The organism is Mucilaginibacter lappiensis, from assembly GCF_900155965.1.
Classification (GTDB): Bacteria; Bacteroidota; Bacteroidia; order Sphingobacteriales; family Sphingobacteriaceae; genus Mucilaginibacter; species Mucilaginibacter lappiensis.
In genome coordinates this window covers 291,725-307,836 of record NZ_FTMG01000001.1, presented here as the reverse complement: position 1 = coordinate 307,836, position 16,112 = coordinate 291,725, and the positions used below count along the sequence as shown (strand labels likewise).

Annotated in this window: 16 protein-coding genes, 1 other RNA gene and 1 pseudogene; 12 read left to right on the top strand and 6 right to left on the bottom strand. The window is 42.1% G+C overall.

The window, feature by feature from the left end; all coding sequences use genetic code 11:
* Positions 1-13: 13 nt before the first annotated feature.
* The 7 genes from BW976_RS01210 (at position 14) to BW976_RS01180 (ending at position 6,300) form a co-directional block, all read left to right on the top strand.
* A complete protein-coding gene (locus BW976_RS01210; RefSeq protein WP_076369581.1) occupies positions 14-2,011 on the top strand; it encodes a type IV secretion system DNA-binding domain-containing protein in 1,998 nt (665 codons plus the stop codon).
* Positions 2,011-2,430, top strand: coding sequence for a hypothetical protein (locus BW976_RS01205; RefSeq protein ID WP_076369579.1), 420 nt, complete (start codon positions 2,011-2,013; stop codon positions 2,428-2,430). The genes BW976_RS01210 and BW976_RS01205 overlap by 1 nt, the downstream gene beginning before the upstream one ends.
* A 466-nt stretch (positions 2,431-2,896) precedes the next feature.
* Positions 2,897-3,304: a hypothetical protein gene (locus BW976_RS01200; protein WP_076369577.1), complete on the top strand. Its 408-nt coding sequence runs from the start codon at positions 2,897-2,899 to the stop codon at positions 3,302-3,304.
* Positions 3,301-3,819 carry a M23 family metallopeptidase gene (locus tag BW976_RS01195; protein ID WP_076369575.1) on the top strand — a complete coding sequence of 173 codons (519 nt, stop codon included), beginning with the start codon at positions 3,301-3,303 and terminating at the stop codon, positions 3,817-3,819. Before BW976_RS01200 ends, BW976_RS01195 begins: the two co-directional genes overlap by 4 nt.
* Complete coding sequence (locus BW976_RS01190) at positions 3,722-4,900, top strand: zincin-like metallopeptidase domain-containing protein (RefSeq protein WP_076369573.1); 1,179 nt, start codon at positions 3,722-3,724, stop codon at positions 4,898-4,900. Before BW976_RS01195 ends, BW976_RS01190 begins: the two co-directional genes overlap by 98 nt.
* Positions 4,901-5,674 (top strand): DUF4099 domain-containing protein, encoded by a 774-nt coding sequence (locus BW976_RS01185; protein WP_076369571.1) that lies wholly within the window; start codon positions 4,901-4,903, stop codon positions 5,672-5,674.
* Positions 5,675-5,676: 2 nt separating this feature from the next.
* Positions 5,677-6,300 carry a hypothetical protein gene (locus BW976_RS01180; protein ID WP_076369569.1) on the top strand — a complete coding sequence of 208 codons (624 nt, stop codon included), beginning with the start codon at positions 5,677-5,679 and terminating at the stop codon, positions 6,298-6,300.
* Positions 6,301-6,349: 49 nt separating this feature from the next.
* On the opposite strand, the gene BW976_RS01175 is transcribed toward BW976_RS01180, so the two are convergent.
* Positions 6,350-7,780 carry an aminotransferase-like domain-containing protein gene (locus tag BW976_RS01175; RefSeq protein WP_076369567.1) on the bottom strand — a complete coding sequence of 477 codons (1,431 nt, stop codon included), beginning with the start codon at positions 7,778-7,780 and terminating at the stop codon, positions 6,350-6,352.
* Between the two features lie 212 nt (positions 7,781-7,992).
* Here BW976_RS01175 and cysM point away from each other — a divergent pair, with 212 nt between their 5' ends.
* The 4 genes and pseudogenes from cysM to BW976_RS29970 all read left to right on the top strand — a co-directional run.
* A complete protein-coding gene (cysM, locus tag BW976_RS01170) occupies positions 7,993-8,874 on the top strand; it encodes a cysteine synthase CysM (RefSeq protein WP_076369565.1) in 882 nt (293 codons plus the stop codon).
* A gap of 196 nt (positions 8,875-9,070) precedes the next feature.
* Positions 9,071-9,346 (top strand): PH domain-containing protein, encoded by a 276-nt coding sequence (locus tag BW976_RS01165; RefSeq protein WP_076369563.1) that lies wholly within the window; start codon positions 9,071-9,073, stop codon positions 9,344-9,346.
* A 490-nt stretch (positions 9,347-9,836) separates the two neighbouring features.
* A complete protein-coding gene (locus tag BW976_RS01155; protein ID WP_076369559.1) occupies positions 9,837-10,037 on the top strand; it encodes a hypothetical protein in 201 nt (66 codons plus the stop codon).
* Positions 10,021-10,809, top strand: a pseudogene (locus BW976_RS29970) (recombinase family protein); the annotation flags it as partial. The gene BW976_RS01155 and the pseudogene BW976_RS29970, both read left to right, overlap by 17 nt.
* Before the next feature lie 722 nt (positions 10,810-11,531).
* Here the strand turns inward: BW976_RS29970 and ssrA are convergent.
* The 3 genes from ssrA to BW976_RS01130 form a co-directional block, all read right to left on the bottom strand.
* Positions 11,532-11,900, bottom strand: a transfer-messenger RNA (tmRNA) gene (gene ssrA / locus BW976_RS01140).
* Positions 11,901-11,989: 89 nt separating this feature from the next.
* Positions 11,990-13,051: an acyltransferase gene (locus tag BW976_RS01135; RefSeq protein ID WP_076369557.1), complete on the bottom strand. Its 1,062-nt coding sequence runs from the start codon at positions 13,049-13,051 to the stop codon at positions 11,990-11,992.
* Between the two features lie 105 nt (positions 13,052-13,156).
* Positions 13,157-13,519: a winged helix-turn-helix transcriptional regulator gene (locus BW976_RS01130; protein WP_076369555.1), complete on the bottom strand. Its 363-nt coding sequence runs from the start codon at positions 13,517-13,519 to the stop codon at positions 13,157-13,159.
* Between the two features lie 109 nt (positions 13,520-13,628).
* Here BW976_RS01130 and BW976_RS01125 point away from each other — a divergent pair, with 109 nt between their 5' ends.
* Positions 13,629-14,381, top strand: coding sequence for an SDR family NAD(P)-dependent oxidoreductase (locus BW976_RS01125; RefSeq protein ID WP_076369553.1), 753 nt, complete (start codon positions 13,629-13,631; stop codon positions 14,379-14,381).
* A gap of 61 nt (positions 14,382-14,442) precedes the next feature.
* On the opposite strand, the gene BW976_RS01120 is transcribed toward BW976_RS01125, so the two are convergent.
* Entirely contained in the window at positions 14,443-14,934 is a 492-nt protein-coding gene (locus BW976_RS01120; protein ID WP_076369551.1) for a cupin domain-containing protein, read from the bottom strand.
* 51 nt (positions 14,935-14,985) lie between these two features.
* A complete protein-coding gene (locus BW976_RS01115; RefSeq protein WP_076370591.1) occupies positions 14,986-16,050 on the bottom strand; it encodes an alkene reductase in 1,065 nt (354 codons plus the stop codon).
* Between the last annotated feature and the right edge of the window lie 62 nt (positions 16,051-16,112).

Here is a 16,112-nt window from a genome sequence, read left to right as displayed (position 1 = left end):
AATCCATTTCTTTATGGAAGAAACGAGAGAGCAGCAAAAACTCCACGGGTTCTTGCAGTGCGCTATTTACTTATCCATACTATTAGAAGCTGCCATTTTTATATACCGTGATGCCCCTTTCTGGGGCGTTTTCTTTACCCCACTGGATAAGATCAGTCACCTTATTATTTACTCCAACCTGGTCTATAGCAAGTTGACCACGTTTGGTTTGATCTGCCTGGTGAGCGTCGGTACGCTGGCAAAAAAGAAAACAGACCTCGACCCTAAAAAGCACATCATCTATCCGCTTGCAATCGGTCTGTTTTTGTTTTTCGGCAGTCTTGTTTTTCAGTGCCGCGCCGCTCCGTTCGCATTTGCCTATACCACCTGGTATGAACTGTTTTACATGATAAGCTCATTTGCAGGGGCATTGATGGTGAGCCTGTCAATGGATAATATCTCCAAATTCATCAAATCCGGATTGGGCAAGGATAAATGGAATACCGAGGCCGAAAGCTTCATGCAGCCGGTAAAAAAAGTAGAAACACCTTATTCGGTCAACATCCCAATGCTTTTCTATTATAAAGGCAAGGTCAGGGATGGCTGGATAAATATCTGCAACGTTTTTAGAGCAACGATGGTAGTTGGCACCCCCGGAAGCGGAAAAAGCTTCTCCATCATTAACCCCTTCATCAGGCAATTGATAGCCAAAGAATTTGCAGTATGCCTGTACGATTTTAAGTTTCCCGATCTCGGCCAGATAGCGTACTATCATTATCTGCTGGCCAAACAAAATGGTAAGATTAAAGGCTTTGCATTTCACGTCATCAACCTCAACGATATTGAAAAAAGCCGCAGGATCAACCCCTGGAGGGCAGATTATATCAAGTCACTGGCAGATGCGGCAGAAACAGCTGAAGCATTAGTGGAAGCGCTAAAAAAAGGAGACCGATCCGGGGGAAGTGACCAATTCTTTACACAATCTGCGATCAATTTCCTGGCAGCATGCGTGTATTTCATGAGCAAATATAAACATGGAATTTATTCCAGTTTACCACATGTGCTGGCGCTGTTGAATCGCTCCTATGAGGAAATATTTAATGCCCTGACCTCTGAGCCGGAGCTGCGTTCACTGTTATCACCATTCATGACCGCTTACAATGCGAAAGCATTTGACCAGTTGGAAGGACAAATAGGTACGCTGAAGATCTTTATCAGCCGGCTGGCAACGAAAGAAACCTTCTGGGTCTTTTCGGGTGATGACTTTGATTTAAAAATATCCGCCAAAGAAAACCCCGGCATGCTGGTATTAGCAAATGACCCGAGTACGCAGAATATCAATTCGGCCTGCTATTCCATTGTGCTGAACAGGCTGACCAAATTGATAAACTCTAAAGGAAACCTCCCGTCCGCGTTAATCGTCGACGAAATTCCCACAATTTTTGTAAATAAAGCGGAGAACCTAATCGCAACGGCGAGGAGTAATAAAGTCGCATTCGTAATGGGGCTACAAGAATTAACGCAATTTAATCAGCAGTACGGCAAAGATACTGCTGCGACAATGGTATCTGTTGTAGGCAATGTTTTATCCGGTTCTGTACGCAACAAAGATACTTTGGAGTGGCTTGAACGACTTTTAGGAAAGTCCAAGCAGATAGGCGAAGGCCTCTCTATCGACAGGAATAAAACATCTACCTCCCTGAACGAAAAGCTGGAAGCCCTGATTCCAGCAGGAAAGATTGCCTCGCTCAATTCTGGCGAGATGGTCGGCGTAATTGCCGCCGATGTACAGGAGAAATTTACGGGCGCTTTTGAAACCTCCGCAATTAACTGCCGGATCAATCTTGATATGGAAGCCATCAAACAGGAAGAAAAAGGTTATAAACCCTTGCCGTCTTTTTATGACTTCGGTGGAAAATTAGATGAAAAGCTCCGGCAGAACTTTAATCATATCAGCCAGGAAATACAGGAAATGGTACTCGCTTTCAAGTTGCCATCGCCTGTTTCACCAGTTAAAGCCACTATGAAATAATGAAAGAAGATACAAGTGAAATACAGTTGCCTGATTTTCTGATGGTACATCCCGATCTTAAAGACGATCCGGCAAATAAACAGGGTGAGATTGGTTTTATAACGGCAGCGATCCTGAATATGGATGAATTCTATGTGGGCTTTGACGACCATCAAGTTGGTTTATATAGTGCCGATGCCCTGCTGACATTCAAAGAACCGGGCAATATCTATGATTTTATGCATCAAAATGCGCTGACACTTTCTGTTGACGATTTTAAAGACCTCAAAAATATTGCCCTCCTGTTGGATCATGGAACGGAAAAGCATATCCGAACCGCAATGGAACTGGTTAAAAAAAATGATGCTATCCGCGATGCAGCAACAATTGGATTAGACCAACGCCTTGGAATAAGTCAAAACCGTGGTCTGAAACGGTAAACCTAGCATTACCAAATCAACAAACACTTACAGCAATAATCATGAAACAGAAAGAAATTATGGGTTTAACGGTCATGGTTAGCCCGGTCCTGCAGACTTCTGACCACGCGGGTAAATTGGCACAATTGAATTTACTGACTTTACAGAGGACAAAATCTGGGTAAGATTCGAGGATGAGGAAGTGGATTATTTTAGTTCCGAGACCTTATTTGTCCTCAAAACAGCTGATGAACTTAATGAATTGGCGGAAACTAAACAGGCTTTTTTCTGGACGCACGTAATTGAAAATCTGAAATCCCTCGCTTTGCTTCAAACATCCGGGTCGGACAGCGAACTGCGGAATGCCTTTACCTCTTTGCGGGACGACTCCGGATTCCATAGCGTTGCCATAATTCGTCTGAGCGAAATCATCGAGGATGCTCCAAGGCGGAAAATAGGCAGATAAAGATCTTAAACATTAAATATTATGAAAAATGAAAACTTAATCGGGACACATGTCCTGGTATTGCCGGATTTGGAAAACGATACCGGCACAAAACGTGGACACATAGGTGTGCTGACTATGACTTTTTCAGAAAAGGAAAACTATGTGAGGTTTCCTGAAGGCGGGGAGGCTTACTTTCCCGCCGCGCAAGTAATGACCCTAAAAGACAAACAGGCGGTTGTTGACGATCTCACTAATAACGGGTCATCGATACCCTTAGATGATTTCAAGGCCATGTACAAAATCATGCTGTTACAGGACAGGGGGACTTCCCAGGCTTTGTATTCCGCACTGGCTATAGCAAACGATAATCCAGAAATTCAGGAAAGGGTATTGGAATCCATTAACCCAACGCAAAAACAGGAGCTGTCCAAAACCTACGGCCGATGAAGACTCTGATTAGCTTCTGCCTGGTCTGCCTGCCCCTCAAACATCTCCATATTAATTCAGATTTCGGTTTCCGCATCCACCCGCTTACGGGCAAATATGCCATGCATGCAGGTGTTGACCTCAAAGCCCGGCACGACACAGTGTATGCCATCCTTGATGGCTTGGTGAAATCCACCGGTTTCGATAACGGCCTGGGAATTTACATCAGGCTGGCACATGGGGAGACCGAATCGGTTTATAGTCACCTCAGTCAAATTTTTATAGCAAATGCCGACAGCGTAACCTCAGGTGAGCCGATCGGCATCACCGGGTCAACTGGCCATGTGACAGGGGAGCACCTGCATTTCAGCATTTGCTACAGGCGCAAATACATCAATCCAATTGAATTTTTATATGAACTGCTAATTAAACAAGAAAATGAACGACAAAAATTTCAAAAAACTTCCTATTCAGCTTTCGGAAAAGCTGATAACGGAAATCAAAGCAGGAAACTCCTTGTTTCAAAAATCGATTAAAGAAAACGGCTTGCCGGCTTTTGTTACACCGGTTAACCCCACAACCGGAAAAGGCTATAGTGCCATGAATGCAATTATCTTAGGCATGCAGCGTCATGACGATCCAAGGTGGATGTCAGCGGAAGCTGCGCGCTATGGAGGCAATTGGGTAAAAAAAGATGAAAAAGGTACGATAATAGAGTTTCCCAAAACCAGCGAGATTCAGGCGATCCGTACTGCCGAAGGGAAACGAATTAAAAAAGATGGAGTGACCCAAACCAAAACGGTAGAATTTGACAAACCGCAGCCCGGTAGAGCCTTTTTGTTTAATGGCAGCCAGTTGAAGGATATGGAGCCATTGGAAGAGTTTTTGGCCAAACAGCAATCAGGCCAAACACTTTCACCCCTTGAACGGGCCGCAAAATTAATTGATGACAGTAAGGCGGTGATTATTCACGGCGGCGAGGAGGCCTACTATGATCAAAAACGAGACGCTATCTTCATGCCCGAGCCGGAAAATTTTGAGAACGAAACCAAATACCTGCAAGCTGCCATCCATCAACTGACACATTGGACAGGCCATGAGGATCGCTTGAATCGTACGATGGAAGGCAAATTTGGTTCCCTTGATTACGCCCGTGAAGAATTACGTGCCGCCATTGCGGGAATATTGATCGGTGGTGAATTAAAGATCGGCCATAATTTCGGGCAGCAAGCCGCCTACATGAACAATTTTGTCAAAATCTTAAAGGACGAGCCCTTTGAAATAGCCAAAGCTTCCAGGGATGCGCAAAAAATAGCCAATCTCTTATTGGGTGTTTCACAAAAGCGTCAGCAAAAACAAGCATCGGAAACACCAGGTTTTAAACAGGGCGACGAGATCTCCTATATGGATACCACCTATAAAGTGTTGGAAACCTATAAAACCAAAAGTATCAAGGTGGAAGATTCGACAGGGAGCCGTAAGGTGTTAAAGCCGGAATACGGGCTTTATAAATCCTTATTGGAGGCCAAAACCAATCCCCTTGGACAGGAAATGGTAATGGATGAGGAGCAAGGCGAGGCAGTAGAACAGGAACAAAGCCAAAAAGTAGGACGATAAATGAACTTGGTTAGTTTTCATGGAGATGAGCTTCCGATCCAGGATCTGGAAACCATCGGGCTGGCCGCAGGCGGCCAGCTCCTCTTAAATCTCGATGATTTGAAAGCATTGCTTTCAGGCCGGCGCACGGCTTTGTTGGAACTGCATGACCTCGAATCAGATGACATTAAGATCAAATCCATCAATGCCAAGATTTCCCTAAAGCCGAATCAGGCAGGCAAACTGGACTTGTTGATTCACCCTATTTACCGCAATCCAATTATACCGGATTTCCTGAACGACACAGAAGCCCAGCAATTGCGCAAAGGTGAAGTTGCCAGTTTGCTTAAAATTACAGTCGATAATCATGGTAATAAAAAAGAAATGCTGATTGAATATGATCCGGAAACCAAAGAATATATCGTGTCGGATACGGAAAAGATTATGGCACCGGATATGGTCAATAATGAGTTTTTGACTCTGGCGCAAAAGGCCGCTTATCGGAAGGGTAAGGAGGTGCAAATCGCCGATGGCACTAAATTTAATTATTCAGGCACAGACCACCATGGTATTCGCTCCAACAAACTGGCGCTGGTAGCTTCCATCTTGATCGACGGAGGGCTTTCTTACATGGTTTATAAAGGATTAAATGCGCTGTTCAATCAGAAACGCGAACAAAAATCCGCTGAAAAATTAAGTCCGGGATATTATATGGCGCTTAAAGACATTGAGAATCAGCGCGGGTTTAAGCCTCATCAATTCGAACAATCTCTGAAACGCAAGGGGAGATCGTAACAATGAATCAGATCCTGACAAGGCTTGGCATTTCTTCGGAGATCCAGGCCTTCTTTAATGTGCCCTCCAACCTTTCCTTTTCTTACGGAGATCAGCATGAACAATTTGACGTAGATTTCCACAGAGTTCCTGCTACGCAAAATATATGGTTTGCCGGAACTCAAAATGCGACCCATTTGATCATTACTTATTCGGTAATGGAAGCTATGGCATTTATCACATTGACCAGGCCCCGTTACCCCAGGCTCGAGCAACTGGCATTTGTGGCGATCGGGAACAGATTTCATGCAGCGCAGGCTCATTGGATCAGGCAAAATTTCCCGGGCCGAAAGGTTACACTGGTATTTGGCAAAGACCTGATAGGGCGTATTACCGATATTAAATTGGCAGCAGCCATAAAAAACATCCCTATCAGAATAATTCATTCAAATACTAAAATTCTTGTATATCGTGATAATTGGGTGCAAATTTTCAGTCAGGATCTGATCTCATTGCACGCTTTTCAGGAAGCCTTCGGCATCCGCCCGCGTTTCCGAACCGGTAAGCCGCCTCAATCATTAACCTTTTTAGATCAATTAAAAAATGACGCAGACCTGAATCGGGAATTTCTCTCCTTGAAAACGTAACGGACCATTTATCCGCGAATTGAGAAACAGTATAAGATTTTAAGGAATATTACCGCATGTTTTTTACATAATTCGTAGATGCGAGCGATCCGATTTGTTTTAATTTTAGTTTCAGATCATTCGACCAGGGTAGGCCTATACATAAGCGGAGACAGTTATGAAACTGCTCCTGCAATGAAAACATCCTGCCAGGAGCAATGCTGATGCCCTGTTTGATCAAGAGATCATAAAGTTTAATGGTATCAATGTTTTCGTCCAGTTCAACCCACATGGTAAGCCCACCCTGCGGTCTACTTATTTTAGTGCCTTTCGGAAAAAACTCAGAGATCGCATCGATATAATTGGTGCAGTTACTTTCCAAAGTGCGTCGAAACTGCCGAAGATGGCTTTCGTATTTGCCTGTTTTAATAAAATTGGCGACTGCTTCCTGAACAATGGTTGTTGAGGAAATAGCGTGGACGAGCTTCATTCGCATAATTTCATCTTTATATTTTCCTGGTGCAATCCAACCAACCCTATATCCTGGAGCCAAAGTCTTGGAAACCGAACTACACCAAATTATGTTTCCCTCCGTGTCAAAGGCCTTACAACATTTTGGACGTTGGGAACCGAAATAGAGATCGCCGTAAACGTCATCTTCGATGAGAGGTATGTTGTGCCTGGACAATAAGGAAACAATTTCCTTTTTATTTTCATCAGGCATGCAACACCCTAACGGAGTGTTGAAGTTGGGAATGAGCAAACAAATATCAATATCATCTATCACCCTTTTTAATCCTTCAATCTCTACACCGGTTACAGGGTGTGTTGGCAGTTCAATCACCTTATAGTTCAGGCTCGTGACAAGCTGTAATATACCCGGATAACATGGACTTTCAATCGCGATGGTATCACCAGGTTTCCCAATTGCCATCAAACAGAAAGATAATGCCTGCATTCCTCCCCCGGTAGTGATAATATCATCCTCACTCAGGTTTCCTCCCCAGCCCAAAGAGCGGACAGCCACCATTCTTCGAAGGTTAACATTACCCTGGACCAATTCATATTCTGTACCTCCACCGATAAGCGAACTGTTCGCATTGGCAATTTCCTTTTTGAGTTTGGCTAAAGGAAGTAGGGCTCCTGAAGGTGCTGCAATGGAGAAAAGGGTAAGGTCGTTTCGTCCCATGTTCGAATACACCATACTTAGCAATTTATTCGGTTCATATTCGCGGGCAACGATCGTTGGCCGGCTTACTTCAGGAAGTGGCAATTCCCGATAGCTTCGCCTTTTGACGTAATATCCGGATTGTGGCTTTGTATCGACCAGGGACTGTGCTTCCAATTCCATAAAAACTCTTTTGGCAGTATTACTCCCTATTCCATGTTCCTGGCAAAGGTTTCTGACAGAAGGCAACCGATCACCCGGCTTGAATACTCCACTTTTGATTTGACCAGCCAAGCTGTTCGCTATCTGGTTATAAAGGAACTCTTTACTCATAGTACAAATATAACTGTGTCCATTAAAAAAAGAAAAACTGGGACTGTATTCCGCAAAAACACTGGTCTACATTTGTAATATGAAAATGAATGAAAACGGCGGCGATAGTAAATCCTATCACTTAGCCGGTTGGATTACTGGCTTTATTGCTATATAATAGTCCCTAAATTAATAATTACCATAAATTTTAAAATCCCTTAATTCAATATACGATGAGAAATGTCATTCAAACAATCGGTAATACCCCATTGGTTGAGCTAACCAGCTTTAACCTGAAACCGGGCGTAAAGATTTTTGCTAAATTGGAAGGTAATAACCCAGCTGGTTCCGTAAAAGACCGAGCTGCATTGAATATGATTCGATCGGCAATTGAAAGAGGTGAATTGAAGAAAGGCGACAAACTGATAGAAGCAACAAGCGGAAATACAGGCATTGCTTTGGCGATGATCGCGAGTACGTTCGGTTTACAAATGGAAATCGTCTTGCCTGCTAATTCTACCCGCGAGCGTACATTAGCCATAGAGGCCTTTGGAGCAACCTTTACTTTACAGGAAGATATGGAGGCATCGAGGCGCTATGCGCAAAAGAAAGCCGACGAGGAGGGTTACTTTCTGTTAAATCAATTTGACAATGACGACAACTATAAGTCGCATATTAAATCAACTGCTCCTGAAATCTGGAAAGATACAAATGGCAAAATCACCCACTTTATAAGTGCGATGGGAACTACAGGGACGATCATGGGCAATTCTATTTTCTTGAAAGAGCAGAACCCTGCTATTCAGGCTATCGGTTGCCAGCCGGGTATTGGTGAAGCCATTCCGGGCATCCCACGCTGGTCACCCGAATACATGCCCAAGTTCTTCGATCCGTCCAAAGTAGATCGCATTGTCGATATAACTGAAGTGGATTCAACAATGCGAACGAGACAGATGGCCAGGAATGAAGGCATTTTCGCCGGAATGAGTACCGGAGGTGCGCTGCACGTTGCCCTCCAGGTCGCAGATGAAATTGAAGAAGGTGTAATTGTGTTTATTGCCTGCGACCGGGGCGACCGGTATTTAAGCTCAAATTTATTTGGCGACGTTATTTAGTGATAATTACCGAAATCTGAAAACATGCAATTTTCGGATTTCTCAAGACAGTAAAACAGGTGGCATAATTTCAATTTGGACCTACAAAACTGTAAATAGAACAAATTGATTGCTATTTATAACTACATATTGTGTTACCTGAAAAAAGAAGGTTATTCTTTTCAGTCTTGCGGCTTCTGTTGCAGCCTGGTACCGGTTGTTATACATTCGTAGTTTTCAATATCTGATCACTACAGAGTATATCCGGTTAACGAGCGGTATTTTCTTTAAAATAACTGATCAGGTGGAAATGTTCAGAGTGAAGGTCTATATTATTACTCAGTCTTTTATTTTACAGTTGGCCAGACTGATGTACCTGACCCTGAAAACTACGGATCCTGAAAATGCCGTTATCCACTTCCTGGGTGTCCCAGAATCGGATATCACGGATATCATCCGCGAGAGGGTGCAGGAAGCGCGGAAAAAAAAATAAAATTTACAAACTAAATTAAAAATACTTTAATTTTACTAATTAATTTAGTATTTTTAATTAATAATCAGTGTGATGAAAGCCATTGTACGTAATATATTATTAGCCTGTTTGATTATCTCATTTGCCTTTTTCGGAGCAATAGGGAGGAAGAATACCAAGCAAAAAATGACCCAGGCTGCAAAAGCGGAAGCCCAAAAGGAAACTTTGACCTGCTTATCCGTGGCTTTTATAGCATGCGGACTATGTGCATGGAGGTGCGTTGTACTTAATCGAAGATTAAATGAAGAACGCGAATACCAGCGCAGATTTAATGAATATATGCGTAGTTCGGCTTTTAACAGGAATTATTGAACATTAATAAGATTTAATATCCGATTAAAATAATATAAATCCCTGTCGTTTCTCGGCAGGGATTTCTTTGTTATTGAAAAATAACCTTTGCGCAATGAATTAATGGTCTGCATTGCGGTTCGAACTTTAACAATTATTTATGTCCAAAAGAACACTCAAAAAGTCGACCACACAAAAAAGAGAGATAATAAAAAAGAAGACCCCAAAGTTGTCATTGGATGAACAAATAAATGAAAATACTTCTGAGAATGATAGGGAAAAAAAATTAAAATTGCTAAATTTAATAGCAGAAATAATAGTTGAAGCAACCCTAAGAGATTTGTATGAAACGAGCAATTAGATATTTGAGATTCAGTAACCTTGGACAAAGTAACGGATCCGTTGAGCGCCAGGAACTTTACACTGATCAATATATTGAATACAATAAAATTATATTAGTTGACACATTTATAGACAGGGGACATAGCGCAAAGACGTTTGATCGTCCCGATTTTATTAAATTAACGGAGTTTATTAAGAAGCATCAAAAGGATGTAGATTATTTGATTGTCGATCAATTAGATAGATTCAGCCGCGATGCAGGTGAAGCCATGACCCTTGTCAAAACACTTCAGCGTAAATACAACATTCAAATTGTCAGCGTTACGGAAGGGATTATTTTTGATTATGACACGCCAGGAAGTTACTTCCGCACAGGTCTTCAACTCTTGCTTGCCGAAGAAGATAATATTAACCGAAGCATAAAAATTCGCGGGGGTAATTATACTGCCCGTGCGAAGGAGGGACGGTTTTTAAGTAATCTTCCACCATTCGGCTACAAAAAAATTGGTGACGGAAAGGAGCGTACACTAGAAATCGTAGAGGAACAAGCTAAAATCGTGCTTTTTATTTTCCAGAATTATCTGCGGAATGTTCCGTTAAACATTATAAAGGAACAGGTATTTCAAATGGGCTTCAATCGAAAAGGCAATGTGGCAATTGAAAGAATACTTTCAAATGCTGCCTATGCTGGTTTGGTTAAAGTAAAACCCTTTAAAGAATACCCTGGCGGAATTTTTCCGGCAAGGCATGAGCCTATTATTGATAAATTGACTTGGGATACCGTTCAGAAAAAAATGCAAAAGCCTGATAGGAGTAAAAAAACTCTCGATGATGAAATTCCATTAAGGGGTATATTAAAATGCCACTGTGGTCAGCCCTTGACTGGGGCTCCTTCCAAAAACAGGAACAATAATTGGTACTATTATTATAAATGTAAGTTTTCCAAGCACCTTAATCTCAGCGCTGTGAAGGCACATGATCAGCTTCTTCAAATTTATGAGCTGATGAGTTTACCAATGAATGAAATCAAGTTTATAAAAGAAAGCGCAGAAGCTTCTTTGAACGATAAATTTAAGCAGAATCAGGAGGTGGCTAAGCAAAAAAAGGAAGATTTGGAGAAGGTGCAAGAGAAACTTTATGCAGTGGAGGAAAAGTGGATCAGTAACCAAATTGGTCGTGATACTTATGAACGTTGGTCATCTTCCTACAATGGTGAAATATTTACCCTACGAGCCATCATTGAACGATTGGGCAAAAATATGTCTGAAGGATTGAAATTGTTTCAGGATCATATTCACAAGCTTAATGACATGAGGGGTATTTATGAATTATCAGATACGATTAGAAAACGAGCACTCGTTTCTGCCGTGTTCGACAGCAACTTATACTACCAAAATGGCATCTATCGAACACAGTCTATGTTACAAGGATTAGATCGTAACTATCTGATAATGAAAGAAAAGGGATTGCTTGAAATCGATAAAAAAAGGGATAATCTAACGATTATCCCTTCGGGTGGAGCCGGAGGGATTCGAACCCTCGTCCAAACATGGTATAAGGTAAGCTTTCTACATGCTTAGCTTCTGTTTAATTGTAGGGAAGGGGAAGGTCAGTCGCTTACCTGTACCGTCTTCCTTAGGTGCTTTATCTCGCCTGCTATGCACACCATTAAGCTGGCCAGTTCCGTTTTTCGATGCCCCGATTGCCGATTCAACAGAACGGAAAACCGGCGGGACAAAAGCTAGTTAATTCTAAATTAAGCAGCTAAGGCGTAGTTATTTTCGCCATTTGTAAGTTTGAGCGTTCAGATTTAAGCGCTAATTCACCCAACGCGCTGCATGCTTACTTACTTATCTCCATCCTGTCAATTCCGGTCGACCCCATTTTTATTAGAGTTTGCATTAGCCAGTGGGCAGTTTGCAGTTAAGGGTACAAATATACAGAAAATAGTTTGCAGTTAACGAATCTCTTCTATCCAACAAGACGTTTTATAAAGGGTATTTTACTCATTACATAAACTAAAAGCCACGATAGTAAAAAGCATGACACGGCTATAGCGGGAATGCTTAATACTGGAGTGAAAATAGCGTAATTAATTTCGGTCAGGTCAAAAAGGGTTAATATCAACGCATGACTGAAATAGATCCCCAGCGTAAATTGTCCGGCATTTTGGGCTATTTTATTCAAAGCAGGATTTAACTTCACCACAGTATGTTTAGCGGTCAAAAATGCGCTTGCCGAAAGCAGGATGATGAATGGGCTTATCGGTTCATAAAAGAATGTGCTTAGGTCATGATTTTTTAACAGCAGATGGTGGGTGCCCGCAATAATGATTAATGCGATCACAATGAAAGATGCTGCCGCGATATATACTAAGCCACGAATATGGAATTTTTTATAAGTAAGATAATAACCCAGTATCAGGTACCCTATATACCCCGTAAAATTGTGAAGGTCGATAGCAGTATCAAAGCTACTTAAATAGGGCTTGCTGACTATTACTGTTATAAACCAGATGCCGAGAAAATATAGTAGCTCTTTTTCCGACGCCTGCTTTACAAATTTGCCGATAATAGGTATAAACAAGTACAGGCCTATCAATAAATATACATACCAGAGGTGATAATAGGCTCCTGTTTGAAACTGAAGCAAGATCAGTCGGGTGTTTGCCCAAACGCTGTCCGTAAAAGCAAACTCTTCGTTATAGCATCTGTAAAGCACATACACCGTGCTCCAGAAAAGGAATGGTAGTATAAGTCTGCCAAGTCGTTTCTTCAAAAAATCACCCAATTCATAATCCCGGTGAAGCAATAAAGCACCGGTTATCATTACAAAAACCGGTACGGCAAAACGTACCAATGCATTGTATATATCAGCAACCAGCCAATCCTGCATGGAGTTTCCTTCGTGATAAAAAAGTAGGGGCGAGGCAGTGTGTAACACCACCACCGCAAACATGGCTATCAATCGTAAATTATTTATCCAGGTTATGTTTTGCGGCGCATCCTGAGCACTCTCCTGATTAAATTTCATCTGTCAGAACGGTAATATCTAGTTTAGGTGCTGGGTACATTATTTTTTACTAATTCAGGTAAATATAAAAACAGCAATTATAAAATGGAGATGATCTGAACGAATTTAGTCTTTCTTTACCGAACTCCTTTGTTTGCCACCCCAGTCACTTAGTTGTTTCAGGATGGGGCCCAGTTCAAAGGCCATTTCTGTAAGTTCATATTCAACCCTTGGCGGAACTTCGGCAAAAACGGTTCTTATAATCAGACCGTCCTCTTCCAGCGCCCGCAATTGTAAGGTTAGCATGCGTTCAGATATATAGGAAAACTCTTTTTTGATCTCATTGAATCTCATTTTCTTTTTGCATAGCTTATCCAGTATCAATAATTTCCAGCGGCCTCCCAGCTTATGCACAGCATAGGTAAGGTCACAATCGATAATGCATACTTCATTACGGGTATAGGTTGAATTTTGCTTTCTGCCTGCCATTAGTTACTTTTTTGTTAGTACCATACAATTAATCGTATACCCTGTAAATTTAATGCCGCCCGTTAATTTTGCCAAAGAAATTTTTAACAAAAGATAATAGTATAAAATTATGGATCTGTATTTAAAAGGAAAAACCGCGGTAGTTACTGGCGCTAGCCAGGGACTAGGTCGGGCAATTGCAAAAGAATTAGCTATAGAAGGTGTAAAAGTACTGGCTGCCGCCCGAAATGAGGAATTACTAAAAAGCCTTCAGAAAGAAGTAGTAGCTGCAGGAGGCGTGGAGCCGATGATATTGATACAGGACTTTGTTGCACCTGATGCCCCGCAGAAAATTGCTGAAGTAGCATTATCAAGTCTGGGACAGGTTGATATTCTGATCAATAATACTGGGCGCAGCCAGCCCTTGGAGGTTATCGGGGCGGAGGAGGCCTGGAACGAGTCGATGACGATGGATTTTGACTGTCACCGGCAATTGACCCAGCAATTATTACCTCATTTTATGGAGCGCAAGCAGGGTTGCATCCTAAATATCACCAGTACTTATGAGCTGCGTAGTGTTAATGTTTCGGCGGTTGCTAAGGCGAGTATAGTAATGTGGTCAAAGCAGCTGTCGGGACAATTGGGTAAGTATGGCATCCGGATCAACTGTCTTCAGCCTGGCCTTTTGGATACGGCTAATGTGCGCCGCAATTTTACCGCAGAAGCACGCAAGGAATTTGCCGCCCGTGAAATACCCCTGGGCGATTTTGGTGAACCACAGGACATAGCCAATATGGCTACCTTCCTGGTATCGCCCCGGGCAAAATATATCACCGGTACTGTTGGTGTTGTGGACGGGGGGATGCGTCATTATGCTTTCTGATTTTTGTGGAAGGTTGAAAATAAAAAAGTCACTATCCATTTGTTAGTGACTTTTTTATTTTTTAATCTAAATAATCCGGAGGATATAGCTTTTGACCATATTTTTCTGCCAGTTGTTTTAGCCGGTGCAGATCCTCATCAGTCAGAACAGGTGGCGGTAAAAATGTGCCTGCCGCAACCGGGGTCCCTATTTCTTCAAAAAAGGCATCCAGACCGGCGGGGATAACGGTACACAGCATATGGGCCACTTCACCGCTCGTATTTTTAAAACAATGTACGTCTCCACCTTTGGGGACATTTACAAAGGCACCTTTTTTCGCAGTGTATTTTCCTTTTTCGGTCTTAAATTCTATTTCACCGTCTACTACATAAAATAATTCCTGCATATCCGCGTGGGCATGCGGACCCGGACCACCTCCTGGTGGCACAAGCATATCAATAACAGCATAAGCCCCTCCGGTTTGTTTGCCAGAAATTAGGATGCGATAGGCATCACCCACTACAGAAAGGCTTTCTCCCTGATCTTCGTTTACGATTGTTATATGGTTTGTCATTACGAAATGGTTTTAGTGTTAATTATTACCTTAAATATATCTTACTTATTTTTAAAGTGTTGGATAATCTATATACCCTTTTTCCCCAGGTGTGTAAAGCGTAGCAAAATCAACCTGGTTCAATAAATGGCCTTTTTCAATACGGGTTACAAAATCGGGGGTGGCTAAAAAACTTCTGCCAAAAGCCACCAGGTCGGCAAATCCTTTGTGAAGCTGATCTTCAGCTGTTTCTGCAGTGAAGCCGTTACATAAAATAATGGTGTTCGAAAAATTAGAACGGATGATATCAAAGGTTTTTTGCGGTATGCCAGGGTTTGAAGAAATATGAATATACTGTATATCAAATTGATCCATAGCTTTTGTTAGATGAGTATAGGTTTCATGAACCTCGGCTTCATCGTAAGCTTGAAGATCGCCCAGGGTGGAGAATGGTGAAAAACGGATACCCACTTTTTCTTTACCAATAGCTGCTGCAACTTGTTCTGCAACTTCAACAGTGAGCCTGGCACGGTTAATTATACTGCCGCCATATCCATCGGTACGATTGTTTACGTTGGGGTTTAAAAACTGCTCCAATAAATACCCGTTGGCAGCATGTAGTTCCACGCCATCAAAACCGGCTCCTATGGCATTTTTTGCCGCTTTAACATAACCTTCTATAATAGTTTTTATACCATCGGTTGTTAATGCAGTGGGTTCCGAATGATCCTGCATCCCTGCTGTATCGGTATAAATTTGCCCAGCGGCTCTTATAGCCGAAGCGCCTGACAGAACGGATCCTTCGGGTAAATTATCAATATGTCCGATACGACCGGTATGCATCAGCTGAAGGAAAATTTTGCTGCCGGCCTCGTGCACCCTCTTGGTTATTTTCTTCCAGCCATCAATCTGCTCATCTGCGTAAACACCCGGAATACGGGGATATCCTAAACCTTCGGGTGTAGGGGAGGTTCCTTCGGTGATGATCAAACCAGCACCTGCACGTTGGCTGTAATAGGTAGCCATTAAATCATTGGGAATGTTATTAATAGCACGACTTCTGGTCATCGGTGCCATGACAATATGGTTTTTTAAAGCAAAACCATTCTTTTTGTATGCTGTTAAAATCGTTTTCATTTTTAAATCTGTCAATTTGTTTTGTTTTGACAGATCAAATTTAGGTTGGCCCACGCGGTTAA